The following is a 25,778-nucleotide window of genomic DNA, read 5'->3' as shown; positions in this document are numbered from 1 at the left end:
TTGTTGAACCTTCAGGCTGATGATCAAATTTGGGTAGATAATGTCATAGCTAAACTAACGGGCAAAATGGACGTCGTATGTGAACGATCAAGAAACAAAATTCCATACACGACAAGAAATGGCACGCACGACAATCAGATCGAAAAAGATATCAACTGGTGGACGAATGGATTTTGGGGCGGTATGATGTGGCTCATGCACCATGAAACCGGCGCTGATAAGTACAAGGAAATCGCCAATTTCACGGAGGATGCATTGGATGCCTGCTTCCATCAATTCTACGGTCTCCATCATGATGTCGGATTTATGTGGTTGCCTACGAGCTTGGCCAATTATAAAGTGACCGGAAATCTGGAATCTCGTAAGAGGGCAATGCATGCCGCCAACTTACTTGCTGGACGATTTAATCTGGCAGGCGGATTTATCCGCGCTTGGAACGATGATACGGCCAGCGAAGATACAAGAGGGTGGGCGATCGTGGACTGCATGATGAATCTCCCGCTTCTCTATTGGGCGAGCGAAGAGACTAAAGATCCGCGATATGCGCAAATCGCAATGAGGCATGCGGACACTGCTCTAGAAGCTTTTATCAGGCCGGACGGTTCCGTGAATCATATCGTGGAGTTCGATCCGTTCCATGGAGGCGTTGTCCGAACTTACGGCGGCCAAGGCTACGAGGATGGCTCGTCCTGGACACGTGGGCAGACCTGGGCTTTATACGGCTTTATGATCAGTTATACGCAAACGGGAAAGCCGGAGTATTTGCAGGCGGCCAAACGGGTGGCCCATTATTTTATGGCTAATATTCCGGATAACGGGGTTATTCCAATCGATTTCCGGCAACCGAAGGAGCCCGCTTACGAAGACTCCACGGCAGCGGTGATCGCAGCTTGCGGACTGATCGAGATCGCCCAAGTTGTTGGCGAGCACGAAAAGGAGGTCTACCTGAACGCTGCGCTGAAGCTCCTGAAAACAGTGGACGCTACTCGCTGCGACTGGACGACCGATTCCGATCATCTTTTAATGGGCGGTTCAGCAGCGTATCATCATAAAGACATTCATGTTTCAATCATTTATGGCGATTATTTTTTTATGGAAGCTATTTTTAAGTTAAAGGGGAACGACTTGTTCTTGTGGTAGTAAAACGATATACCAGATCAGTTAACCAGATTATTGGGAGTAATCGCCTATTTAATAAGAAGATAATACTTCATAATAATGAAAATCGTTGATAAAAAAAGCCGCCTAGCGTAAGTGCCAGGCGGCTATTGTATATTCGATGGAGGCGAGTCTTGCCTGTGCACCATTGAGTCGTATATAGTTGGAACAGCAATGCTGAACGGTGTTAAGCTTGGTTTATCATATAAAGCTAGGGGGCGAGCAGTTTTGGGGACAACAGGAAAGCTGGATATACGTCATGAATGTCCTTCAGTGGAACAGTATTTAGCGCTGAGAAAAGAGGCTGGACTGAGTCCAATGAGCGCGGAAGGGGCTGCGATAGGGCTGCCACGTTCTATTTTTGCGGTAACCTTGTATGAGGAGGATACCTTGATCGGGATGGGCAGGGTGATTGGCGATGGGGGATGCTTTTTTCAGGTTACGGATATCGCAGTGAAGCCTTCATATCAGGGTCGCGGTTTAGGGAAATTGATCATGGGGGAAATCAGGGAATTTCTTCATACTGTACCGGACAAAGCTTATGTCAGTCTAATCGCGGATGGGGAAGCCTCTAAATTGTATGCACAATATGGCTTTGAATCGGTCATGCCACGTTCTCAGGGAATGTTTTTGCGCCCTTAATGTGAGGACATGCTACTTAGTAGAGATTGCCCCTTGTATTGGTGAAGGGGTTTTTCGTTTGGAAGTTAACGTATGCGATTTGATTTCGAATGGACCGCAGGCGATAAATAATGATTAAAGGTTGTAAGGGAAAGGCTATTGAGACGAGTATTGAAAAATATAAATAAGTAGGAAGGCCGCACGCTGGCCTTACCCGGAAAAAGTGAGGAAAAAACAGATGGATGTTGTAGTATTGGGTGCATCAGGAACGATTGGAAAGGCGATTGTACAGGAGGCTTTAAAAAGAAAACATGAGGTAACAGCTGCGGTACGGAATCCAGAATCAGTAACTCTTGAACATGAACGTCTGCATATCACGACTGTAGATGTTCTAGATCCTGCTTCAGTTGCAGCTGCGGTCCGTGGACATGAAGAGGTAATCAGTGCATACGGTCCAGTACTCGGCCAAGAGAAGGATTTGCTAACAGCGGCTAAGGCGATTGTTGAGGGGATGCAAGAAGCTGGGCTCAATCGACTGCTAGTTGTGGGTGGTGCAGGGAGTTTGAAGACTGAATCTGGAGAGCTGTTGATGGATACGGCAGACTTCCCAGCTGAGATTAGACCATTGGCAGAGGCTCATGCGGAAGCTTATGAAATTTACAAAAACACAGAACTGGACTATACGTATGCCAGTCCTGCTGCGGTAGTTCATTCAGGTCGACGTACAGGTCAATTCCGCATTGGACTCGACCGTCTCGTTTTTGATGAGAATGGCGAAAGCTTGATCAGTGTAGAGGATTTTGCTGTAGCTATGGTGGACGAGCTGGAGGAAGGGAATTTTAGCCGGACGAGATTTACTGTAGCTTATTGATATCAAGCTAGTTGTGGATTGAAGTGTAGCGGAAAGGGGCCGAACCATGTATCTGGTAACTGCTGAGCAAATGCGGCGGCTGGACGGAGAAACAATCCAGCGGCTGGGGATTCCAGCTATTGCGCTGATGGAGAATGCGGGAAGAGTGATCGCAGAGGAGATCGTTGCGCTGTGCCGGCGGAGAGGTGGAGAGGGCTGCAGCAATGCAGCCGGATGGGAAGACGCTGGGAAGGATGCCGCGCCAGCTAGCGCGGCATTTCAGGTCAGCGCAGATCATGCGCTGACCCTGGACAATGCCGCCACCGAGCGATGGTTCATCCTCGTCGGCAAAGGCAACAACGGCGGCGATGGCCTCGCCGCCGCACGGTATCTTCGCGAGACCGGCATCGCCGTCACGCTCGTTTATGCGGTGCCGCCGGAGTCGCTCTCCGGCGAGGCCGCCCTGCAGCGCGATGCGGCTGCAGCCATGGGCCTTCCTGCCGTGGTATACGGCAGGGATCGGCTGGACCTTGCCGAGTGCAGCGGCATCTTGGATGCGCTGCTCGGCACCGGCGCCGCGGGAGCCCCGCGCGGCGCCTATGCGGAGCTGATTGCCGCAGCGAATAGCAGCGGCAAAGTGATCGTGTCCGCGGACATCCCGAGTGGTCTGAACGCGGACACCGGTGAGACGCATGAGCCTTGCATTCATGCGTCGGTGACGGTTTGCCTCGCGTTTCTCAAGCGAGGCCTCCTGCAATACCCCGGTGCAGGCGCAGCGGGGTATGTGAAGGTCCGGGCCATCGGCATTCCGTCTTCTTTGGCCCCTGAAAGCGGTGTGCAGGTTCACCTGCTGACACCGGAAGTGCTGCATGCCCATCTGGGCGTAGATCTGGCCCGCCGGCGTTCGCCTGAAGGCCATAAGGGTACTTATGGGCATGTCCTTCTTGCTGCCGGCACCTTAAGATTGAGCGGCGCCGGACTGCTCTCTGCCCGTGCTGCGCTCCGGGCAGGCTGCGGATTAGTGACATGGGCGCTTCCTCAGAAGCTGCTGCCCTATATCATCGGTTCTGCCCCTGAACTCATGTTAGCCGATGTTGGGGGCAATGAAGATGGAACCTGGCAAGCAGGGAGCGTTTCAGAGCTACTGAAGCTAAGTAAAGAGCGAGATGTTCTTGCCATTGGTCCCGGTCTTGGTCGATTCGAGGCTGATACAGAATGGCTTCGCAATCTCTGGGAAGGGACGGATTGTCCTCTGGTGATCGATGCGGATGCTTTAAATATATTAGCTGACGCTGATTACAAGAGCTGGGCAAGTAGACGCCATCCGGTGATTCTGACGCCTCATCCAGGTGAGATGGCCCGTCTTGCTAGTATAACAACAGCTGAGGTGCAACGGGACCGCATCAGTCTGGCTATGGGATATGCGAAAGAGCATGGGGTTACGCTTGTATTAAAAGGAGCACATACGGTTATAGCAACGCCTGAAGGGCAAGCTTATGTAAACACCACAGGCCATCCCGGCATGGGTACTGGTGGAGCCGGTGATGTGCTAACGGGCATCATTTCCAGCCTGCTGGCTCAGGGACTTAATGAGGCGCAGGCAGCAGCTTTTGGTGTATATCTACACGGATTAGCAGGGGAGAGAGCCGCCCGTCAGCGGAATAATCCAGCGGCTATTATTGCCGGTGATATCATAGAAGCACTCTGAGTGCAGCTTATAACAGCAGCAAGCAGAGCAGCGGTAGAAATAGTGCAAACACAGGCAGTAACAGAGGGGAACGCTCTACACCCAGTTGCGTCACTCGTAGCAGCAACAGTCCCAAAATTCCAGCCAGGCCCCACAGCAGTAGCTCTGCACCTTGTTCTGCTGCCAGCCATAGACCTGCACCGAAACCTGCGGCTACGTATACAACAAGGGAAACGATGTGGGATGTGGTACGCAGGAGGCGCAGCAGAACATCGGCTACTAGTGCAGCTGGCAGTCCATAAGCGTAAATCGCATAGGGGATCGAAAGTGGCCAACCCTCTGGTATGCCGTTATGTTGTGGAAACCCAAGCATAAGTAAGGAGATAAGGACGTATGTCAGCCCTGCGCAGGCTAATTTTGTTAAGGCATACATGCCACTTGTTAAACGGACAGAAGGAATATCATAATCGGGCATCTTATTCATAGGTATACATTCCTCTCATGGTGAGTTGTGTATCAGCTGGTGACCATATCTCCACCGTTGACATGTATACATGTCCCGGTAACATATGAAGAATCAGGGCCCGCTAAAAAGAGATATGCTCCTGCTAGCTCATAAGGCTGTGCAGCACGTTTAAAGGGTGTATCTGTACCAAAGATACTAACTTCCTCTGCAGAGTAGCTTGAGGGAATCAGTGGGGTCCATACCGGACCGGGAGCTACACTGTTGACACGGACGCCAGCGTCTACGAGAGATAAGGCTAAAGAACGGGTAAAAAGAGACCACCGCCCCTTTGGTGGAGGAATAATCTATGAGCTCCTTATTTCCTTGATAGGCAGTAATGGAAGCGGTATTAATGATGGATGCACCTTTTTTAAGATGTGGAAGTACGGCCTGAGTGAGGTAAAAGAATGGAAAGATATTCGTCTGGAACGTCTGGTACAATTGCCCTTCTGTGATATCCAAAATACTTTTTTGTGGATATTGGACCCTGTAATTATTGACCAGAATGTCCAGCTTGCCGAAGGTGCGGATCGTATGCTCCACAGCCCTGAAGCAATTCTCCTTATGGCGTAAATCAACTTCAATCCTTAGACAGTGTTGCCCTAATTCTTCGATCCGCTTTTGAGTGACTTCCGCATCTGAGGCTTCGTATAAATAAGCTATAGCAATGTCTGCACCTTCTTTTGCAAAAGCAATGGCTGCGGCTTTACCATTCCCGCTGTCGCCTCCGGTGATGAGTGCAACCTTTCCCTTCAGTTTTCCACTGCCGATAATTTCCGGGTTTTCACTGATGGGACGAGGATTCATCAGACTCTCCAGGCCCGGGTGACGATCTTGATGCTGTGGAGGAAAAGCAATAGGCTGCTCTTTACATACTGTCCGATCCCCATAATAGGGGGTAGATGGGATTCATTTTTTTTGAAATAACCTCCTTGCGTTTTACCTTCCGTATATTTCTATGCATGCGCCCAGAAAAGCGTGCGCTGTCATCAATACATAGATATGCGTTTATAAACCCGAGTCGGAGGAGGCACTTGTCCAAAATGAATGATTGGCGAAATATCGATGATTTGATTCATGGAACCGCGGTTCAGAAAGAGGTCTATAACCTTCTTTTAGAGCTCGATATTATGAATTTGCTAAAGGACTATAACCCTTTGTTGGTTGGGACAATACCGCTTGGAATTCAAGTGGAGGGCAGCGATTTGGATATCATTTGTGAGGTTTATGATCCTATGAAGTTTAAGGCGCTAGTTGTTCGATATTTTGGAGCTATGGAGGGGTTTGTTAGCGAATCACGAGTGGTTCAAGGCATTCCTCGAACGAAAATTAACTTTATGGTAAAGGGCTGGCCTATCGAACTGTTTGGACAGCCGAGGCGAACGGAGCTCCAGAATGGTTATTTGCATATGATCGTTGAAGCTGAAATTTTAGCTCAGATGGATGATGATTTTCGCGAACGGATCATTCTTTTAAAATCAAGCGGATGTAAGACAGAGCCTGCCTTTGCAAAAGCTATGGGATTAGAGGGCGATCCTTACGAAGCGCTGCTGGAGCTGAAAAAGCTTCCTCGGAGCGCTCTTCATGCTTTATGTCATTCTGTTTCAGCGAGGGAACAAGTATGATCTTGTCTTGAGAATCTCCGCGCAGCCGGTATTGCTAAGTGCCATCTGATGGTTATTGAATCCAATGAACATGGAAGAGGGTTCTGGGAAGGGATGGGCTGGCAGAATAGAGATGGAATTATGCTGTGCTCCCAGGATATCTTGTGATACTCAGGACATGAAATAGAAATACTAGCCTTTGAATACGCAAAGTCAGGCATTTGGATATCACAGCAAATGTCACGGTGAACTCCGACTGCTAGTGCAGTATACTATATAGGAGTACGATAATTGCCTATTCTTGCAGGCAGGAGGTCTTTTATGCGTTTTAAGGATGTATTTTCAATTATTGGTCCGGCGATGGTCGGTCCTTCAAGCTCACATACCGCTGGGGCGGCACGGATCGGGAGGGCTGCAAGGCAGGTGTTGGGTGAAGTACCGCGTGTGGCTGAAGTAACGTTTTTTGGTTCTTTTGCAGCAACTTATCAGGGACATGGCACAGATCGAGCGATTGTTGGAGGGTTACTTGATTTCACTACTGACGATCATCGGCTTCCAGATTCTCTAGAACTGGCGGTCGAAGCCGGGATGGAAGTTTCTTTTAAGCAAGGAACAGGTCTGTTCCCACATCCGAACACCGTTAAGCTGCATCTCATCGGACAAGAAACAGGAAGCGAACTGACACTAACAGGGACATCTATTGGTGGCGGAAACATCGAGATTGTTGATATCGACGGTTTTGGAGTGAAGCTTACGGGGATCTATCCGACGGTTCTGATTAATCATATGGATTATTTAGGTGTTCTGGCGAGTGTTACGGAAGTGATGCGTAACGGACAGTTTAATATAGGGCATATGTCTCTGGATCGTAAGAATCGTAGTGGTGCAGCCTTAACGGTGCTGGAGCTGGATGAAGCGGCTACACTGGAGCTTCTTGAAGCGCTTAAAGCGCTCACTGCTGTGAAATCCGTGAAGTTGGTTAATTTAAACGAAGGTAAGCAAGATGAGAAGGGGAAGGAAAGTTTAACATGAATTTTCAAACACTTAGCGAGCTGGCTGTATTGTGTGAGGAACGTGGTCTCACGATTGGAGCACTTATGCTCGAAGAGCAAAGCGCGGAATCTGGACGTTCCAGTGATCATGAATTTTCCACGATGCGTGAATATTATGGCGTGATGAAAGAGGCTGTTCATCGCGGGATGCATGAAGATACAACTTCGCGCAGCGGCCTTACAGGCATGGATGCCCAACGGGTAGGAGCATACAACGCGGCTAATGAGCCATGCCTAGGTGGACCTGCAGGTCAAGCTATGGCTTACGCGCTGGCTGTATCCGAAGTGAATGCTTCTATGGGCCGGATCATTGCGACGCCTACTGCTGGTTCATGCGGGATTATTCCGGGTGTATTTCTCAGCTGTCAGGAACGGTTTGGCTGGGATGATGACTACATGGTATCCGGATTGTTCGCAGCCGGGGCCATCGGTTATGTCATCGCCAATAACTCCTTTGTATCGGGTGCGGAAGGCGGCTGTCAAGCTGAGGTAGGTTCTGCCATTGGGATGGCAGCAGGCGCGTTAACCGAGCTACGCGGCGGAACGCCTGCACAAGCAGTGCATGCTGTCGGGTTAGCACTTAAGAACACTTTAGGCCTGATTTGTGATCCGGTTGGCGGACTTGTTGAGATTCCTTGTATTGTTAGAAACGGATTCGGTGCAGTTACTGCACTTGCTGCCGCAGATATGGCACTGGCAGGTGTTCGTAGTGTGATTCCTTCTGATGAAGTTATCAAGGTCATGCTCGAGGTAGGCTCAGCTATGCCAGAGAAACACCGCGAGACTGCAGGGGGCGGTTTAGCACAGACACCTACCGGCCGTAAAATCATGCAGGATTTACGCAAAAAGAAGTAATTAATACGTCTCAAATCACAAATTGTATTTAGAGCAGTTTGAAACGTTCCAGCTGATCCCATTGACCTTCTTGTCGAAGGATTTCTGCCTGCCTAGGTCCAATGAGGTCAAAGTGGGGAAACGATGAACGATTATGAATATATTGGGCAGGCAATCCATTCTCCTCGCACCAGTGTTTCAGTGTGGTAAGATCACTACAGCCCACCTTGGTGACGGTAGTGATGCCGGGAAAGCGTGGATCCAGCCAATAATGAGTCAAGAAGGCGATCTCTCCTGCGGAGACCGCTTTTTTCCACCGGGATAATTCTTCTCTATTGATGCCGAAGGCCATAACGTCTCATCCTTATCTATTGTAGTTGACAACATTATAACCCATGAAAGGGGATTACATCATGAACGGACAAGTAAGAGCGGATATTCATCCTGGGCTTGAAGTGGATATTGTACTTAAGCAGGATCAGCCTACAGGCAAGCTAACACACGGTACGGTGAAAGATATTCTCACGAACTCGCCTCGGCATCCGCATGGCATTAAGGTCAGATTGACTAGCGGACAGGTAGGACGAGTTAAGAATATTACAGGCAACTAAATAAACTACACTTCTCCATATTAAAAAGCGACCCTAATCTCGTAGGTTGTTCTGTTCAGGGAAACAGAACAACCTACGAATTAGGGCTTTTTGGTTTAAGTTGTTATATTCGGCCCATAAAATCCTCAACAGATTTATCAGCTTTAGTCTGATTACATAACGTGCAAGCGCAGACGCAATTATCTGGGGTTGTATGACCACCTTTAGCACGAGGTAGTAAATGATCAATGGTGTCCCCATAAGCGCCGCAGAAGTAGCAGGTGTAATTGTCTCTGGCTAGTATATAAGCGCGAAAATCCTTATTACTATACAATCGTCGAATAGTTCGACGGTTTACAACGATAGCGGCATGTTCCCTGACCAGGGTAATTGCAAGCGCTAGATCAATCTCCTGATGCCAGCGCCGTCCCTTGTCGCTATGACCGCGCATTAGAATCATCCCTTTGGTAGAAGGAATCAATTGGGTTGGATCTTCGGGATTTAGCTTTGTGCCTTGAGAATGCTGCCGTTTTCTTCGCTGTTCCAAACCTCGTACGCGTCGGTTCGGATTAGATTGTCCTGAAGAAGCAGCAGCGGAAGACGGCTTTCCCTCTTTGGGACGCTCCAATAGAGTGTGCTGATGGGTTTGGATCGTATCAAGCTTCACCAGTAAGGGGTTTGCTGTGAGGTTTATATTTAGTGTTTCCCGTTGTTTCCTACATTCACGGCAGGCACCACGGCGTGACTGCCCCTTGGAACGTTTGCCTGTACGTCTGCGAAACTCAGAGAGCGGCTTCTGTTTGTGGCAATAAGCACACTGTTTGGTAGATAGAAGGTCGGTATCATTCATAAGTATGTTAGGTGCAGCGCATGTGTACGCATGTCCTGTCTCCTTGTTTTTTTAAATATAAGAAACTATAGGTTTCACACCATACTTTATGTCTTAAATTTCTCGCTAAACGCTTACCGCCCTTATAGGGACGACGAAAGCGTTTGTACTTGTGATTCAATGGTTTCTATTTATGAGATCCGTCAGGTGAAAGGTTAGCTTCTAAACTTAGTATACCGTAAAGCGCTGCTGTTCACATCGTACGTAAAAAAAGCGAAATCACTGCTAAGTTTGTGATATGCATCTCGGCGGTAAACAGGGAAAACTTGTAAAATAGAAGGAGGGTAAAATCGTTATCAAAATAAGGTTGCTCTAATTCTTATATTGAAATGGGGTAGTGAAATGGAATTAACGAAGGGAAGGCCGGGTACAGTAACATGGCTTTATATTCTTCTTATTTTTTTGGGGGTTGGAGCGTTAGGAGGGGGCGGTGCTCTTGTAATAGATCCAAGCGGGGATCTAATGAAAATGCCGACTTCTATGCTGGAAAGATCGCCATTCTCAGATTTTTTATTCCCTGGTATTCTGCTATTTATCGTATTTGGATTACTGCCCCTCCTCGTTGTTTATGGTCTGGTCAAGAGACCTCAGTGGCACTTGGTGGAACGATTAAATCCGTTCAAGCAATTATATAGCTTCTGGTCTTTGTCTCTGTATATCGGGTTTGGGCAAATCATTTGGATAACGGTGCAGACGTACATGCTGAATAGTGTTGCAATTATACATCTGATCTATATGAGTCTAGGGCTGTTGATTCAGGCCGTTACACTACTCCCCTCTGTACAAAGTTACTTTTCGCTGGACGGCGGTACGGAAAGACGTTAAAATTGCAGTGAACAAAAGGCATTTCATTTGTCAGGGCAAGGAGCGAGCCGATTTGACAACGATATACGATATTGCCAAAAGAACCGGTTACTCTCCAACAACGGTATCTAAGGCGTTTAATAATTATTCCGACGTACGTGAGAAAACTCGTCAGGAAATATTCCGGGTTGCCCAAGAAATGGGATATTTGCCAAATTCACATGCCCGTACATTGACCACTAAGAAATCGTGGACCATCGGCGTGCTGTTCGTAGAGAATACGGGATTTGGTATTCGCCATCCTTTTTTCAGCGCTGTGATCGAGAGCTTTAAGAAGGTTGCCGTGGAAAAAGGGTATGCCCTCATGTTTATCTCCAAAGATGTCGGTGGTAAGCAAAGCGGTTATTTAGAGAATTGCAGGATTCGTGGCGTAGACGGTGTAGTTGTCTTCTTGTCCGATTATGAGGATCCTTATTTCCGTGAACTGCTTGAGAGTGATATTCCTACGGTTATTATGGATTTTGAGACTTCTGAGACGCATACGGTATGCTCAGATAATACATCTGGAGCCCAGCTGGCAGTGGAGTATCTAGCCTCTATGGGGCATCGCAAAATTGCCCATATATCCGGAGGGATGAACACATTTCCAGGTAAAATGCGGGAGTTGGGTTACAAGACCGCTATGAAGCAACAAGGGTTTAAAGTGCCTAAGTCCTATGTTGTAAACGGAGCCTTTTATTCTCGGGAAAGTGGCTATAACGCGATGCTGGAGCTTCTTAAGCTCCCTGAACGTCCAACCGCCGTCTTTGCTTCGGGTGACTTACTAGCCTTAGGGGCAATTATGGCCGCTAAAGATAGTGGACTTTCCGTACCAATGGATATTTCAGTTATGGGTTACGATGACATCGATCTTGCCGAATACGTTACACCTGCATTGACAACGGTACGTCAGGATACGGAGCTTCTTGGAAGCCAAGCGGCGGACATTCTTTTAGCATCAATTGAAGGTAAAGTATTAGATAAGGAAGCGATTTTAGTTCCGGTGGAAGTGGTTGAACGGGAATCCTGTGCACCTCCGATTAGCGGAAAGTAGTCTGATAAATCTTGACGAACTGAAAAGAGTCCTGCTAAAGTAAAAGAAAGTATAGCTTTCAATTGTTCTTATGAGATAGTGGTATTTGGCACATCTTATTTAGTGAGATGGAGCTATAATAGACCCATTGTTATAAATGCTCTTTCAATTGATTTGGAAGATCATTTTTTTTCGAAACAATCGAAACCGGTTTCGATTGTTTCGATTTGATGGTTCATTGCTCCGAATCTATAACATCGGAAGATGATCCAGTAAAGACTAGTGCTTTGGTAAGAAAACAATTCAGAGGAGATGGATGAAATGGCAAAAGTTCAAACTGTGGTAACTGCAAAAGATACAGGGGAACGCTTAACTCCAAAAGATGCAATTGTTTTTAGCGCAAGAGCAGGATCTGGGTCTGCCGATGTGGAGATTAAGCCAGAGCAGGAGTTTCAAAAGATGATTGGATTTGGCGGCGCTTTCACTGAAGCTGCTGCTTATACGTTGTCACGTCTGAGCTCCGAGAAACGAGCAGAGGTTATTCATCGTTACTTCCATCCAGTAGAGGGATTAGGCTATAGCATGGGTCGTGTTCATATTCACAGCTGTGATTTTGCCCTCGGAAATTATACGTATGTTGCTGATCATGACACAGAGCTAGCTACTTTTGATATCTCACATGACCATAAGTGGGTACTTCCGCTGATAAAAGATGCCATGGAAGTAAGAGGCGGTGCATTCACAATGCTGGCTTCTCCTTGGAGCCCTCCAGCATGGATGAAAACAAATGGAGAAATGAATAACGGTGGATCACTGAAGCCGGAATACGCAGAAGTTTGGGCACGCTACTATACGAAATTCATTGAAGCTTATGAAAAAGAGGGAGTACCGATTTGGGCAGTTTCCGTGCAAAATGAGCCGGCTGCCGTTCAGGTCTGGGATTCATGTATTTATAGTGCGGAAGAGGAACGGGATTTTGTTAAAAATCATCTTGGACCGGTGATGCATCAGACCGGCCATTCAGATGTGAACATTGTAATCTGGGATCATAACCGCGATATTATGGTCGAGCGTGCTTCGGCAGTATTATCTGATCCTGAGGCTGCAAAGTATGTGTGGGGTACAGGTATTCACTGGTACGGAGGCGAGGAGTTCGACAAAGTAGAAAAGGTACATGATTTATTTCCTGACAAGCATCTATTGTTCACAGAGGGCTGCCAAGAGGGCGGCGTTAAGCTGGGGGAATGGTTTACTGGCGAACGTTACGGCAGAAACATGATTGGAGATCTCAATGCATGGACAGAAGGATACCTGGATTGGAACCTGGTATTGGATGAGACTGGAGGACCTAACCATGTAGGCAATCTCTGCGATGCGCCGATTATTGCAGATACGACAACAGATGAGGTGCATTATAACAGCTCCTATTATTACATTGGGCATTTCAGTAAATTCATTGCGCCAGGTGCTGTACGGATCGGATTTACATCTGAAGCGGAAGGTATCTTAACCACAGCATTCCGTAATCCTGACGGTAGTATTGCTGTCGTACTGATGAATGAAAGTGAAGAAGAGCACAATGTAACGCTAGGTCTAGGCGAAGAGATTGCAAGCTGCGAGCTATCACCTCATTCCATCGTAACGCATTTGATTTCATAAATAATCTACAACTTAGGAGGACATAAATATGAGCAACTATTATTTCGAATCAGGTACATTTGTAATGGAGCAATTTGATGAAGGAAAGCCTTTTTCCAGTTTCTTACCGGGTCTTGCCGGACTGAAGGGAATTCCGATGTGGACTTTTTATGTGAATCGGGGTCAGGCCATCTGCAGCTTCGGGGTACGCGATAAGAATTCGCCGATCATGGAATTCTCTCCTGCAAATATCTCTTATAAGAACGTAGGGACGACCGGTTTCAGAACCTTTATCAAAATTAAAGGCGAGCAAGAGATTTATGAACCGTTTCAATCTGCACGTCCAGATCCTGCTGCAAAGCGCCTCATGACCATTTTGCCTAATGGGCTTACTATTGAAGAAAGCCATGCCGCACATGGTCTGAAGACGACCGTACACTATTTTAATTTGCCTAATGACGATTATGCAGCATTGGTACGTCGGGTAGAGATTGAGAACATCGGCGGTAAAGAGATCGAGCTGGAGCTGATGGATGGTCTGCCTGAAATCTTGCCTTACGGCGTAGAGAACAGCGGATACAAGGAAATAGGGAATCTGCTGCGCAGCTGGATGGACGTATACAACTTAGAGAATGGCATTCCGTTCTATAAGCTGCGTTCCAGCACCAATGATGATGCACAGGTTAGCGAAATTACCAATGGCCATTTCTACCTGTCATTCACTGGAGAAGGAGAAAAAGTCTCGCCAATCGTCGATTTCGAGCTAGTCTTTGGTGGCAATACCTCGCTTACGTACCCAGACCGCTTTGCGGGATTAACCCTTGCCGAACTGGGCGAGCTTTCGCAATACCCGGTCAACAAGGTTCCGTGCGGTTTTAGCGGAGTGGCAAGACGTTTAGCACCAGGTAGCAATCTGATCCTGAATACACTGGTTGGACATGTAAATGACATCGACAAAATCAATAAGAAGGCGGAGCAGTTATGCCGCGATGAATATATCCTGTCTAAATCTCAAGAGGCCGCAGGTCTGACGGAGGAATTAACGAAAGACATTGCTACTCACACTTCATCGGCTGTGTTTGATGCGTATTGCCGTCAATCCTATCTCGATAACTTCCTGCGAGGAGGCTATCCTTTTGTCTTTGACAATGGTGGTGATGGCTTTGTAGTTCACTTATATTCGCGTAAGCACGGTGACTTGGAGCGTGACTACAATTTCTTCTCACTCGCCCCAGAATATTATTCACAGGGGAACGGAAACTTCCGTGATATGAATCAGAATCGTCGGAATGATGTGTTTTTTAATCCGAAGGTGGGTAGCTTTAACATCAAAATGTTCTATAGCTTGATTCAGGCGGATGGTTACAATCCACTGAGCGTGCAAGGAACAACCTTTGAAGTGAAACCGGATAGTAAGGCACAAGCTGCGGAGTGGATTGGAGAAGCTGCGGCAGATCATCAAGCTGAGCTTGTAAAGCTGTGCAGCACTCGGTTCACACCAGGTAGCTTAGTGAACTATATTGCGGATCATAACGTTACCTTGAAGGTAAGCGAGCAACAATTTTTGTCGGGATTACTTGCCCTGTCACAGCAAAACATTGAGGCAGCTTTTGGCGAAGGCTTCTGGTCGGATCACTGGACATATAATATGGATCTGGTAGTAGGTTACTTGGATATCTTCCCTGACAAAAAGCAGGAGCTTCTATTTGGGGATAACACTTATGCGTTCTATGACAGCCCAGCGTATGTGCTGCCACGCAGTGAGAAATATGTAATCAGTGACGGAAAGGCCCGGCAATATGGCGCACTCCTTGAGGATGAGGAGAAGCTGCACAAGCTGAAATGGAAAGCTGGAGATACCCATTGGCTGCGTACTGAAGGCGGTCACGGCGCCATTTACCACACCAATCTGTTCGTAAAGATGTTGTCTCTTGCCTTGAATAAATTTGCTACGCTTGACCCTTACGGTATGGGTGTAGAAATGGAAGGCAATAAGCCGGGCTGGAACGATGCTATGAATGGACTGCCTGGATTGTTCGGCTCCGGAATGAGTGAGACTTTTGAGCTGAAACGTACCGTAGTCTTTTTGTTAGATGCTCTGAACGGCAAAGAAAGCGTCCAAGGAGCTGTAGACCTGCCAGAAGAAATTGCACAGTTGCTTGAAGAGGTATATCATGCGGTCACGGCGGTTCTGTCGGGAGATTTGGAACAATTTAATTATTGGGATACTGTAGCTTCGGCGCGTGAGGCTTATAGAGCACGTATCCGTTTCGGTATTACTGGAACTGAGTCTGAAGTAACCTTAGAATACATTCGTGAGGCCCTCTCCAAGTTCTTGGTCAAAATCGACGAGGGAATCAACAAGGCAGTAGAACTTGGTAACGGACTTACCCCAACCTATTTCCGCTTTGAGGCGAAGAAATTCCAGCAGGTAACAGATGCTGAAGGTCAACCAGTACTTAGCGGATACGGCCTCCCAAAAGCTGTGGTAGAGGAGTTTGAGGTCTATGCATTGCCATACTTCCTTGAGGGGCCTACTCGTTGGCTGAAGACGCTGAAAGATCCGGTGCAAGCCAAACAAATCTATAATTTGATTAAGCAAACAGAGCTATATGATCCGACTACGTCTATGTATCAAACCTCGGTTAGTCTAGAGGGAGAGTCTCATGAGATCGGACGAATGAGAGCCTTTACGCCAGGCTGGCTAGAGCGGGAGTCTAACTTCTTGCATATGTCCTACAAATATTTGCTTGAGCTGCTGAAGGGCGGGCTATACGAGGAATTCTACGGCGAGCTGAAGACCTCTCTAGTTCCGTTCCTGGATCCGGCTGTCTATGGACGCAGCACGCTTGAAAATTCATCCTTTATTGCGACTGGAGGCAATCCTGATCCTAATAATCACGGTAGAGGGTTCGTTGCAAGACTAAGTGGATCGACTGCTGAATTCCTGAGTATGTGGAGAACGATGATGGCCGGAAGCCATGTTTTCAGAGTAGAAGATGGACAGCTTACGTTATCTTTGGATCCGGTTCTACCAGGTTGGCTATTTGATGAACAAGGCAATCTCTCTTTCACATTTCTAGGTGGCACGGAAGTAACTTATTCGAACCCACAATGTGAGAATACGTTTGGGGAGAAGAAGGTTGTTATTCAGAGCATGACGCTCGTCTATCACGATGGAACAGTGACCGGAATTTCAGGAGCACTCGTTCGTGGCGATGAGGCAGAGGCTCTGCGGCGTGGAGAGATCAAGCAAATTCGAGCAATAATGGCATAGAAAATAAGGGAGGGCCTAGGCCCTCCCCTATTTTTTCTCCAAATATAAGAAATTCCTTACAGGATACCGAAGGCGTTTTAGCTTGAACCCGAAAAATGGAACCTATAATCCGAAATTCAATACCTTACGGAGACAGGCAAAAGCAAATACAATGAATATATAATATTTGTAAGCGCTTTATAGAAGAGCGGATATAGAGATTCTGGAGGTCCATATGATGGAGAAAAAAACAAATGGGGAATTAAGCCCAGCGATGAAGCCTCAATTTTCGGGCAATTTCGAAACCGGTAAAGTAAATCGTACCCCGCTTTGGAAGAAGTTCATTACCCAACGTCATTTGCAGACAATGGCACTGCTCGGTGTAGTATGGATGATTATTTTTAACTACATTCCGATGTATGGCATTATTATCGCCTTCAAGGAGTACAACATCGTCAAGCCAATCTCAGAAGCTCCTTGGGTCGGTCTCGCGAATTTCAAAGAGTTCCTGGCGGACGATAATTTTGTGTATGTAATGAAGAATACGCTGGGCATCAGCTTAATCAAACTATTGATCTTTCCGCTGCCAATCATATTCGCTCTCTTTCTGAATGAAATCCGATCCGTTCGCTTTAAGAAGAGTATTCAGACGATATCGTATCTGCCCCACTTCCTGTCCTGGGTCGTCCTTGGCGGGATTCTTGCCACTTGGCTGGCAGATATAGGCATCATCAACAATATTCTGATGGCGCTGCATGTGATCGACCAGCCAATTTCGTTCCTGGCTGAACCAAAATATTTTTGGACTATTATTATTACCTCGGATTTATGGAAGGAGCTGGGCTGGTCAGCGATCATCTATCTGGCTGCCATTACCAGCATATCTCCCGAAATGTATGAAGCGGCCACCATCGATGGTGCCGGAAGATTCCAGAAAATGTGGTATGTTACCGTACCGACCATTAAAGGAACGATCAGCATCTTGTTTATTCTGGCAGTCAGCGGTGTACTGAACTCCAATTTTGACCAGATTCTGGTACTGCGCAATTCGCTGAATGACAGCGCGAGCAATGTGATTGACTATTATGTTTACTATACCGGTCTGCTTTCAGCCCGCTTCTCGTATTCAACTGCAATTGGGATGTTCAAATCGGTTATCTCGCTCATTCTGTTGCTGATTGCCAACCAAGTATCCAAAAAACTCAACGACACCTCGTTGTTTTAGGCCAAGGAGGACCTGTATATGATTACACTGAATCGCAGAACCAAGGGCGAAGTCGTCTTTGATATAGTCAACAATATTGGAATGCTTTGTATTTGCTTCGTTACGCTGTATCCGATCTGGTACGTGCTGATTAATGCTTTTAATGACGGAAAAGATGCTATGTTGGGTGGGATTTACTGGTTTCCGCGCAAGTTTTCATTGGAGAACTTTAGTGCTGTATTCAATAGCCCGGGTATTATGAGGGCGATGTGGCTTACCGTAGCCAAAACACTTCTCGGCGTAGGTCTGCATGTGTTCTTTACGGCGATGGTTGCTTATGCGTTTTCCCGCAGGGAACTGATTGGGGGCAAATTCTACATCCTGTTAGGCACGATAACCATGATCTTCGCAGGAGGACTTATTCCGACGTACCTACTCATCAGAGACCTTCATCTGCTAGAAAATTTCCTGGTCTATATTATTCCGGTCATGTTCAGCTTCTTCGATCTAATCATCTTCATGACCTTCTTCCGGGATATTCCTGATGGTCTGGAGGAAGCGGCGCGTATTGACGGAGCTAATGACTGGTCCATCTTCCTGCGGGTTGTCCTACCGGTATCCTTGCCCGTACTGGCTACCATTGCTCTATTCCATGGCGTTTACCAATGGAATGATTATTTTACCGGAATGATTTATATGAACAATGAAAGCATGCAACCGATTCAAACATTCCTGTACCGGGTTGTTGCTCAGTCTAGTTCCAATTTGATGATGACTGCCGTACAGGGAAGCGCCGTGACTAGGACGGTGACCTCGCAGTCTATCAAGCTGGCTACCATGGTGGTTACAACACTTCCGATTGTCTTTGCTTACCCGTTCCTGCAACGTTATTTCGTCAAAGGGATGATGATTGGCTCCATCAAGGGCTAAGTGCCGGTCGCACTTCACCCGAACTAGTGGTATCTCCTCCAGACTGCTCCCGCAGTCTTGGAGTTGCAAATTATAATTATTAATCAATCTCAGAAAAGGGGTAAACAAGCATGGACATGAAAAGAAAGCCAAAGAAAATAATGCTGCTGCTTATGGCAACAATCATGGTTCTGTCCGTAGCGGGCTGTTCCGGCAACAATGGGAACGCCGCAAACAAAGGTAATACCGCAACCAAGACTGAAGGTAACACAGCAGAGGCAACAGCTACAACAGCGCCAGAAGCTACAGCACTGTCCGCTGATGAGCCGGGTTGGAAATCCGACACATCACCAATTACGTTTGACTGGTACCTGAACTTTGCCTGGTTCCCTAATAAATGGGGTGTGGATCCAACTTCCCAATATATCACTAAGAAAACCGGTGTTGACATTAACTTTATCGTTCCAGCCGGTAATGAAAATGAAAAGCTGAACACATTGATTGCTTCCGGTAAACTGCCGGACTTCATTACACTGGGATGGTATGAAGATGCCGTTAAGAAAATGATTGAAGGGAATCTCGTGCTTCCTCTTAACAAACTGGCCGAAGAATATGATCCTTACTTCTTCAAAGTATCCGACCCTGACAAACTGGGCTGGTACACACAAGCTGACGGCAATGTATACGGTTATCCGAATGCTTCTTCCTCCCCTAAAGATTACGAGAAATATGGCGACACTTATGTATCCAACCAAACCTTTGTAGTCCGCAAAGATATTTATGAAGCGATTGGCAGTCCTGATATGCGCACACCGGAAGGATTCGTGGCAGCGCTGAAGGCCGCTAAAGAGAAATTCCCTGCAATCGATGGTCAACCGATAATTCCGCTCGGTCTGCACGAATTTACCGCAACCGGTAACGATTCTCTGGAACAATACATTCAGAACTTCTTAGCTATTCCAAGAGAAAAAGACGGCAAGTTATATAATCGTGAGACTGACCCTGAATATATCCGCTGGATGAAAACTTTGCGTCAAGCGAACCAAGACGGCTTGCTTTCTAAAGATATCTTTATTGACAAACGTCCTCAAATGGAAGAAAAAATCGCTCAAGGCCGTTACTTCGCGATGCTGTACCAACGTACTGACTTTGGAACCCAACTGGGAACTCTGTACCAGCAAGACCCGAACAAAATTTATATCGCCGTTGATGGTCCGGCTAATACCAACCTGGATGCGCCTACTCTGAACGGCCCTGCTATTTCTGGCTGGACAGTAACGCTGATCTCCAAAGATGTTAAAGATAAAGCACGCGCCATTAAATTCCTCAGTTACCTGAACAGTGAAGAAGGTAATAAAGACCTCTATCTTGGCGAAAAAGGCGTCAGCTATGATACCATTGACGGCAAAGACCAATTTAAACCAGAAGTCTTTGATCTGATGAATAAAGACCGTGCCGCATTCGACAAGCAATATGGTTCTTCCTTTACGTTCTGGATGCTGATGAATACCAATATTACAGCTCAATGGACACCAAAAGCTGTAGAGCCTTTCAAACAGCTTGAAGACTGGACTCGCGGAAAAACAAAGAGTATTTCCGAGTTTGATCAAATCGATCCGTTGGCAAGCTCCCCAGAGGGCGTCATCTTATCTAAAATCAAAGATTTGCGCAGCAAAACGCTACCGAAGCTTTTGATGGCCCCATCCGATGCTGAATTTGATTCCATCTGGACAGATTACATCAAGAAGCAAGAGGATCTGGGTCTGGCTAAAGTGCAAGCCTTCCAACAAACAAAATATGAAGAGAATAAGCAAAAACTCGCAAAAAAATAAAATAAACAGGACCCAATCGCCCGCTAATGCGGGCGATTGGGTTATTTTCAATCTATAAATATGGTATAGATATTAAATAGGTTAAGTATTCACTATTTTAGCGAGGTGGACAGAACAGAAGTGTATAGTGTGAACAGGCGTGAACGAGCTAGAGCATTATGGCATTCTTTTAGTTATTGGTGGGGAAGAAGATCTCTCCAGAGTCGTTTAATTGCAGCCTATGTTTTTATTATTTTAGGCCCGTGCTTGCTGGTATCCGTCTACTTCTATGAGTCTATCAATAATACCTATCTCAGAGATGCCGTCGAGAAAAATGATTATTTGCTGCAAATGGAAAAATTACATATCTATAATCAAATTGAGGCGATGGAACGTGCGGCGCAGATGGCTTATTCTGATACCGATGTAGAAGAATTCCTTGCGAATGAAACTGAACCCCAGCTAGTAGATTTGATTAATTTCAATACAAATGCCTATGTGAATATGACTCGTATTCAATTTAATAATCCGAATATTGAGCATTTGAGGCTGTATTCGAAAAGCAATAAAGTGCATGAAATTTGGCCGATTATCTTTCGGGAAGAGCGGGTTTCTTCCAAGCCATGGTTTCAGAAAGCGCTTCAATTGAAGGGACAGGAATACTGGTCTTTTCAGAAAAGTGATCCTGATCTGATGCAGAGATACTTGGAAGCACCGGCGGAAAGTCTGCCAAAGGTTTCGTTGTTGCGTGAGAAGAGTCGTCCAGCAGACAATCATATCGGTATGGTGCAGGTGGATATGCTGCTGAGTCGTTTTACACCCAAGACGTATACAGACGTTCGGGATAATCAGACCCAGATGTTCCTTGTGGATAGTGAGCTGCAGGTTTTCACCAGACCGGACCATTCTTTTTTGCAGGATAATCTGAAGATGTCCGATATGATTGCAGAACGGTATAAGCATTTTCGGGAAACTGGAGCATGGGACAGTGAATACTCGGAGAATGGTCGATCGTTTTTGTTGATTAACACTCCGCTAGAACGTATTGATGCTTATTTGTTAAATGTAGTGTCCATGGAGGGAGTTATGAAGGATATCTCCCGAACGCGCAACTTAATCATTGGAGCCAATGTCGGGTTTATTACCTTGCTAACGCTGATTGCTTATGTGACAAATGCCTTTATTCTAAAAAATCTACGTAGATTGACCGAAACAATGAAAAAAGTACGCAGAGGTGAGGCCTACAGTGGAATTATGATTCGTGGTGGAGGGGAAGTCGGTGAGCTTGCCCATCATTTCTCCAAACTGATGAACACGATCAATACATTGGTGGCTCAAGCAGTGAGCAAGCAGGCATTGTCAAAAGAGGCTGAGCTACGTACGCTGCATAACCAGATTGACGCACATTTTTTGTATAATACGCTGGAAAATATTAAAATGCTGGCTGAAATTGAGAACCAACGAACGATCTCGGATGCATTAACCTCACTAGGAGGGATGATGCGTTATAATTTCAAATGGTCCGGAGAGTATGTGAAGCTGCGAGATGAAATTCGTCATATTGAGAACTACATTGAAGTGATGAATATTCGTTTTGAATATCCGGTTAAGCTGGTGCTTCATATTGAGCCTCGATATTTGGAGCTGGAGGTACTTAAAATGTCACTGCAGCCTATTGTGGAGAACAGTGTTAAGCATGCTTGGTGTGGTGAGAAAGAAAATTTACAGGACCCGAGCATTCATATTCATATTTCGGAAACGGAAGGCGATATTTTCATAGAGCTTCGTGATAATGGCATGGGGCTGACACCAGAGCGTCTGCATGCTTTAAACGAGGCGATTTATGCAAAAGATGAACGCTGTGAGAGCACTGCTGAACTGAGGGAGGCTGACCGCCGAACAGGTGGCATCGGACTGAGAAATGTGCATCAGCGTCTGCAAATTTTTTATGGCGATGAATATGGGCTTGTAGTACAGAGTGAAGCAGGAAGTTGGACAATGGTACGTCTGACCTTGCCGAAAGTTCTTTTGACGGGAGATAAACAACTATGAAGAAGCTACTGATCATTGATGATGAGAAGAATATCCGTTACGGTCTCAAAACTATGATTGAAAGAGAATTTCCGTCCGTGTATACCATCACAATGGCGAGTAATGGCGCAGAGGGGTTAGATATCTTTAAGACCGACGGTGCAGATATTATTATTACAGATATTCGTATGCCAGTAATGGATGGAATTACGTTGTTGGAGCGGTTGTCTTCGGCGACAGGGGGCGAGAAAAGTCCGGCAGTGTTAATTTTAAGTGGGTATGACGATTTTGAATATGCCAAAAGTGCGATCCGTTATCGCGTGAAGGATTATTTACTTAAACCGATTCGTAGAGATGAATTATTCGAAATCTTGAAGTGTATAGACAAGGAGCAGGAGGAGCAGAATCTCAGCGAAAGGCAGCAGGAACAGGAAGCAGAACGTTTTCGCCGAGAGCTGCGTTCTAGCCGTTTACGCGAGCTGCTTATGCAGCAGGAAGTTCAGTTGGAGCGAGGGCAGCAGGAGAGCCTAGATGACTTGGAGGTTCCTTTTACAGTAGGTGTATTGAATTACTATTGTAATGACGGAACAAGAATGAAGCCTGGGGATGTTCAGGGGCTGGTTGAACGATTGATGGGACCACTTGAAAAATGTTTTTCGGAAATCACAACGGACTGGGACGGTAAGCTAGTATTGCTCGGAACCAGAAAACAGGACTTTATTGAGCTGTCCAGACAAGCTGAAGCCAAAGAAATAATGGGATTGTCGATTGGGATAAGTAGCGAAGGAGGAAGTCTTGCAGACCTTCGTTCCTGTTATAAGGAAGCTTGTCGGGCATTACAGTATACTTTTGTATATCCACAAGTGAACTTGTTGAATTACGAGGATGTGAGTCAAGAACGGTCTAATTCCCCCTTACCAAAGGAGGAAATTCGCAAGCTGCTCAATATGCTTGGAACAGAACGTGAGAAGGAGATGAAGCATCTTCTGGCTGTGATTTTTCAGACTGAGCATTTGAAGGCGCTTGACCTGTCTTATTTGGAGTCGGTGGGACAGAATATCAATGAATTGGTGCTGGATGAAGTATTTCGGGTGCATGGCGAAGCCTCGGTTGAGGTATTAAAGCTATATCGTACGGTTGGTAACATGTATAACTATCGCCATTTCCATGATTATTATCGTGCGCTTGAGAATTTGCTCCTGAGTGTGAGTGATTATATTGTAGGGGTGCGCTCTGCTCATACGGAGCATGCTGTCATGGAGGAAGCGCTGAACTATATTGAAACGAACTATGCTCGTCCACTAAATATGGCTATGGTTAGTAACCATGTTTCTTTGAATTATTCTTATTTTAGCGAAGCTTTCAAAGCATATACTGGTGAGAATTTTGTCATTTATTTAAAAAAGGTACGCATCCGTCATGCTAAAGAACTGCTAGCGAAAGACTGTGGCAAGCTTGCTGAGGTTTCGGAGAAAGTAGGTTTTGAGAACAGTAAGCAATTTGCCCGTGTATTCAAAGAGTTGGAAGGGATCTCTCCAGGGGATTATAGAGCCAAAATGCTGTCTGAAGATTTTTCGTAAACGGCAGGATAAGTAGCTTTAGTATAAATATCATTGCTGTACTGTACCTTGATGGGTGTTAAGGGTGTCGTTAGAAGTGATCCTCCTATATAATGGCAGTGAGAAGCTTTGCTAGGATTAGCAGTAAGAGAGTTTGGAGGAATGAAGGGTGGAAGAAATTCAAGGCAATTTGATTACAGTTCAGACGTTGGCAGAGGACTTTCGGCGACTGGGTATACAGGCGGGGATGACGATTATACTGCATTCGTCCTTCAAATCACTAGGCCAATGGGTGGCAGGTGGCCCGGTTGCCGTTATTTTGGCGCTTGAGGAGGTCCTTGGAGAGTCAGGTACACTTGTGATGCCCACGCATTCTAGTGATCTGACGGACCCTGCTGGCTGGAGTAACCCACCGGTGCCCGAATCTTGGTGGCAGAGTATCCGTGAGCAGATGCCGGCTTATGATCCAGACCTGACCCCACTGAGGGGAATGGGGGTTATTCCGGATTGCTTCCGTAGACAAAAAGAGGTAAAGCGCAGCGATCACCCCATTCATTCATTTGCGGCTTGGGGCAAGCATAGGGATGAGATTATATATGGTCACTCCCTCGAATACGGTTTGGGGGATGACTCTCCATTAGCTCGTATTTATGATCTGGGGGGAAGTGTGCTGCTGCTAGGCGTAGGAAATCTGAATAATACTTCATTACATCTTGCTGAATGCCGGGCCTTCTATGAAGGAAAGAAGGAAGTCATTGGCGGGGCACCTATACTAGTGGATGGTCATAGACAGTGGGTGGAATTCAAGGAGCTAGATTGGAACTCTGACGATTTCGTTGAACTTGCTGAGCAATTCGGGCAAGAGACAGGGCTCATTACAAATGGTCATATCGCCTCAGCTGCAGCTCAATTGATTCCACAGCGTGAAATTGTAGACTATGCGGTGAACTGGATGGAGCAAAACAGGAAGTAGACTATCTCTGAATTTGGGATTAGGAGGAGAAGCAACGGATGAGTACTACAACGATATATCTAACGCGTCATGGACAGACAGAATGGAATGTGCAGAATCGTATGCAAGGTCATATGGATTCTGCGCTGACGACGCTTGGCGTACAACAGGCGGAATGGTTGAGCCGGGGAATGCAGGCTACAAATCTGGATGTCATTTATGCAAGCTCTAGCCCAAGGGCGCTGCGTACAGCTGAAATTATACGCGGAGAGCGGGATGTTCCGCTGAAGACTTCCGATGCATTTAAAGAAATTGGCATGGGCGTATGGGAAGGTAGAGATTCTGCTGAACTGGCAGCTCAGTATTCAGACCAGCATCGTTATTTCTGGAAGGAACCCGACCGGTTCAAAGTGGAGGGCAGCGAGACCTTCGCAGAGGTGCAGACAAGAGCACTGGAGAAGCTTCAGGAAATTCTCACTGCCCATCAGGGTGAGACGATTCTTATCGTAACGCATACGGTAGTGATCAAGCTCTTGATGGCTTATTTTGAGGGCAGAGAGTTGCCTAAGCTATGGGATCTGCCTTACATATATCCAACCTGCTTATCCAGGATTGATTTTACGGATGGCGTGCCGGAGATCCTGCTGCACGGGGATACAAGTCATTATGAAGAGAATGAGGCTGGGATGGAATCCTAGGGTTATATGAAAAAGAGGCGGTTCCTCGAGTGCATTATGCACCCTAGGAACCGC

The 25,778-nt window shown here is 46.5% G+C and carries 22 protein-coding genes and 1 pseudogene; 19 read left to right on the top strand and 4 right to left on the bottom strand.

The features are described 5' to 3' along the window. The 4 genes from MKY52_RS06905 to MKY52_RS06890 all read left to right on the top strand — a co-directional run bounded on the left by MKY52_RS06905 (position 1) and on the right by MKY52_RS06890 (position 4,337). Positions 1-1,140: a glycoside hydrolase family 88 protein gene (locus MKY52_RS06905; RefSeq protein ID WP_445670985.1), complete on the top strand. Its 1,140-nt coding sequence runs from the start codon at positions 1-3 to the stop codon at positions 1,138-1,140. Between the two features lie 246 nt (positions 1,141-1,386). Next, positions 1,387-1,800 carry a GNAT family N-acetyltransferase gene (locus tag MKY52_RS06900; RefSeq protein ID WP_341050598.1) on the top strand — a complete coding sequence of 138 codons (414 nt, stop codon included), beginning with the start codon at positions 1,387-1,389 and terminating at the stop codon, positions 1,798-1,800. 217 nt (positions 1,801-2,017) lie between these two features. Further along, a complete protein-coding gene (locus MKY52_RS06895) occupies positions 2,018-2,650 on the top strand; it encodes an NAD(P)-dependent oxidoreductase (RefSeq protein WP_341050596.1) in 633 nt (210 codons plus the stop codon). Between the two features lie 46 nt (positions 2,651-2,696). Further along, a complete protein-coding gene (locus tag MKY52_RS06890) occupies positions 2,697-4,337 on the top strand; it encodes an NAD(P)H-hydrate dehydratase (RefSeq protein ID WP_341050594.1) in 1,641 nt (546 codons plus the stop codon). A gap of 7 nt (positions 4,338-4,344) precedes the next feature. On the opposite strand, the gene MKY52_RS06885 is transcribed toward MKY52_RS06890, so the two are convergent. After that, entirely contained in the window at positions 4,345-4,800 is a 456-nt protein-coding gene (locus MKY52_RS06885; RefSeq protein ID WP_076300113.1) for a hypothetical protein, read from the bottom strand. Between the two features lie 32 nt (positions 4,801-4,832). Further along, positions 4,833-5,730 (bottom strand): annotated as a pseudogene (locus MKY52_RS06880) (SDR family oxidoreductase). Positions 5,731-5,864: 134 nt separating this feature from the next. Between MKY52_RS06880 and MKY52_RS06875 the strand changes: the two are divergent. The 3 genes from MKY52_RS06875 (at position 5,865) to sdaAA (ending at position 8,332) form a co-directional block, all read left to right on the top strand. Next, positions 5,865-6,446 carry a DUF4269 domain-containing protein gene (locus tag MKY52_RS06875; protein ID WP_341050591.1) on the top strand — a complete coding sequence of 194 codons (582 nt, stop codon included), beginning with the start codon at positions 5,865-5,867 and terminating at the stop codon, positions 6,444-6,446. A 300-nt stretch (positions 6,447-6,746) separates the two neighbouring features. Then, positions 6,747-7,457: an L-serine ammonia-lyase, iron-sulfur-dependent subunit beta gene (gene sdaAB / locus MKY52_RS06870; protein ID WP_341050588.1), complete on the top strand. Its 711-nt coding sequence runs from the start codon at positions 6,747-6,749 to the stop codon at positions 7,455-7,457. After that, entirely contained in the window at positions 7,454-8,332 is an 879-nt protein-coding gene (sdaAA, locus tag MKY52_RS06865) for an L-serine ammonia-lyase, iron-sulfur-dependent, subunit alpha (protein ID WP_341050586.1), read from the top strand. The genes sdaAB and sdaAA overlap by 4 nt, the downstream gene beginning before the upstream one ends. 28 nt (positions 8,333-8,360) lie before the next feature. Here the strand turns inward: sdaAA and MKY52_RS06860 are convergent, their stop codons facing one another. Then, the gene (locus tag MKY52_RS06860) at positions 8,361-8,663 is read right to left on the bottom strand and encodes a hypothetical protein (protein WP_042184436.1); all 303 of its coding nucleotides are present in this window, start codon (positions 8,661-8,663) and stop codon (positions 8,361-8,363) included. 61 nt (positions 8,664-8,724) lie between these two features. Here MKY52_RS06860 and MKY52_RS06855 point away from each other — a divergent pair, with 61 nt between their 5' ends. Continuing rightward, positions 8,725-8,922 (top strand): YwbE family protein, encoded by a 198-nt coding sequence (locus MKY52_RS06855; protein ID WP_341050583.1) that lies wholly within the window; start codon positions 8,725-8,727, stop codon positions 8,920-8,922. Positions 8,923-9,025: 103 nt separating this feature from the next. Here the strand turns inward: MKY52_RS06855 and MKY52_RS06850 are convergent, their stop codons facing one another. Further along, positions 9,026-9,751 carry an HNH endonuclease gene (locus MKY52_RS06850; RefSeq protein WP_341050580.1) on the bottom strand — a complete coding sequence of 242 codons (726 nt, stop codon included), beginning with the start codon at positions 9,749-9,751 and terminating at the stop codon, positions 9,026-9,028. A gap of 381 nt (positions 9,752-10,132) precedes the next feature. Between MKY52_RS06850 and MKY52_RS06845 the strand changes: the two genes are divergently transcribed. From MKY52_RS06845 to MKY52_RS06795, 11 genes are all read left to right on the top strand, one after another. Then, on the top strand, positions 10,133-10,615 hold the full coding sequence (locus tag MKY52_RS06845; RefSeq protein WP_341050577.1) for a hypothetical protein: 483 nt from the start codon (positions 10,133-10,135) through the stop codon (positions 10,613-10,615). Positions 10,616-10,667: 52 nt separating this feature from the next. Beyond that, entirely contained in the window at positions 10,668-11,687 is a 1,020-nt protein-coding gene (locus tag MKY52_RS06840; protein ID WP_341050575.1) for a LacI family DNA-binding transcriptional regulator, read from the top strand. Positions 11,688-11,987: 300 nt separating this feature from the next. After that, complete coding sequence (locus MKY52_RS06835) at positions 11,988-13,325, top strand: glycoside hydrolase family 30 protein (RefSeq protein WP_341050572.1); 1,338 nt, start codon at positions 11,988-11,990, stop codon at positions 13,323-13,325. A 28-nt stretch (positions 13,326-13,353) separates the two neighbouring features. Continuing rightward, entirely contained in the window at positions 13,354-16,581 is a 3,228-nt protein-coding gene (locus MKY52_RS06830; RefSeq protein ID WP_341050570.1) for a cellobiose phosphorylase, read from the top strand. Between the two features lie 217 nt (positions 16,582-16,798). Continuing rightward, complete coding sequence (locus tag MKY52_RS06825; protein ID WP_081382970.1) at positions 16,799-17,785, top strand: ABC transporter permease; 987 nt, start codon at positions 16,799-16,801, stop codon at positions 17,783-17,785. Positions 17,786-17,803: 18 nt separating this feature from the next. Continuing rightward, entirely contained in the window at positions 17,804-18,694 is an 891-nt protein-coding gene (locus MKY52_RS06820; RefSeq protein WP_076285202.1) for a carbohydrate ABC transporter permease, read from the top strand. Between the two features lie 110 nt (positions 18,695-18,804). After that, positions 18,805-20,505, top strand: coding sequence for an extracellular solute-binding protein (locus MKY52_RS06815; protein WP_076285203.1), 1,701 nt, complete (start codon positions 18,805-18,807; stop codon positions 20,503-20,505). Between the two features lie 129 nt (positions 20,506-20,634). Next, positions 20,635-22,536 (top strand): cache domain-containing sensor histidine kinase, encoded by a 1,902-nt coding sequence (locus MKY52_RS06810; protein WP_341050569.1) that lies wholly within the window; start codon positions 20,635-20,637, stop codon positions 22,534-22,536. Further along, on the top strand, positions 22,533-24,095 hold the full coding sequence (locus MKY52_RS06805; protein ID WP_341050568.1) for a response regulator: 1,563 nt from the start codon (positions 22,533-22,535) through the stop codon (positions 24,093-24,095). The genes MKY52_RS06810 and MKY52_RS06805 overlap by 4 nt, the downstream gene beginning before the upstream one ends. 148 nt (positions 24,096-24,243) lie before the next feature. Beyond that, positions 24,244-25,047 (top strand): aminoglycoside N(3)-acetyltransferase, encoded by an 804-nt coding sequence (locus tag MKY52_RS06800; protein ID WP_341050567.1) that lies wholly within the window; start codon positions 24,244-24,246, stop codon positions 25,045-25,047. A 38-nt stretch (positions 25,048-25,085) separates the two neighbouring features. After that, on the top strand, positions 25,086-25,724 hold the full coding sequence (locus tag MKY52_RS06795) for a histidine phosphatase family protein (protein WP_341050566.1): 639 nt from the start codon (positions 25,086-25,088) through the stop codon (positions 25,722-25,724). Positions 25,725-25,778: the final 54 nt, after the last annotated feature.

The sequence above is a fragment of the Paenibacillus sp. FSL P4-0184 genome, from assembly GCF_038004625.1.
GTDB lineage: Bacteria > Bacillota > Bacilli > Paenibacillales > Paenibacillaceae > Paenibacillus_AQ.
Note: the sequence above shows the minus strand (reverse complement) of the source record. Positions and strands in the feature narration are given on the sequence as shown.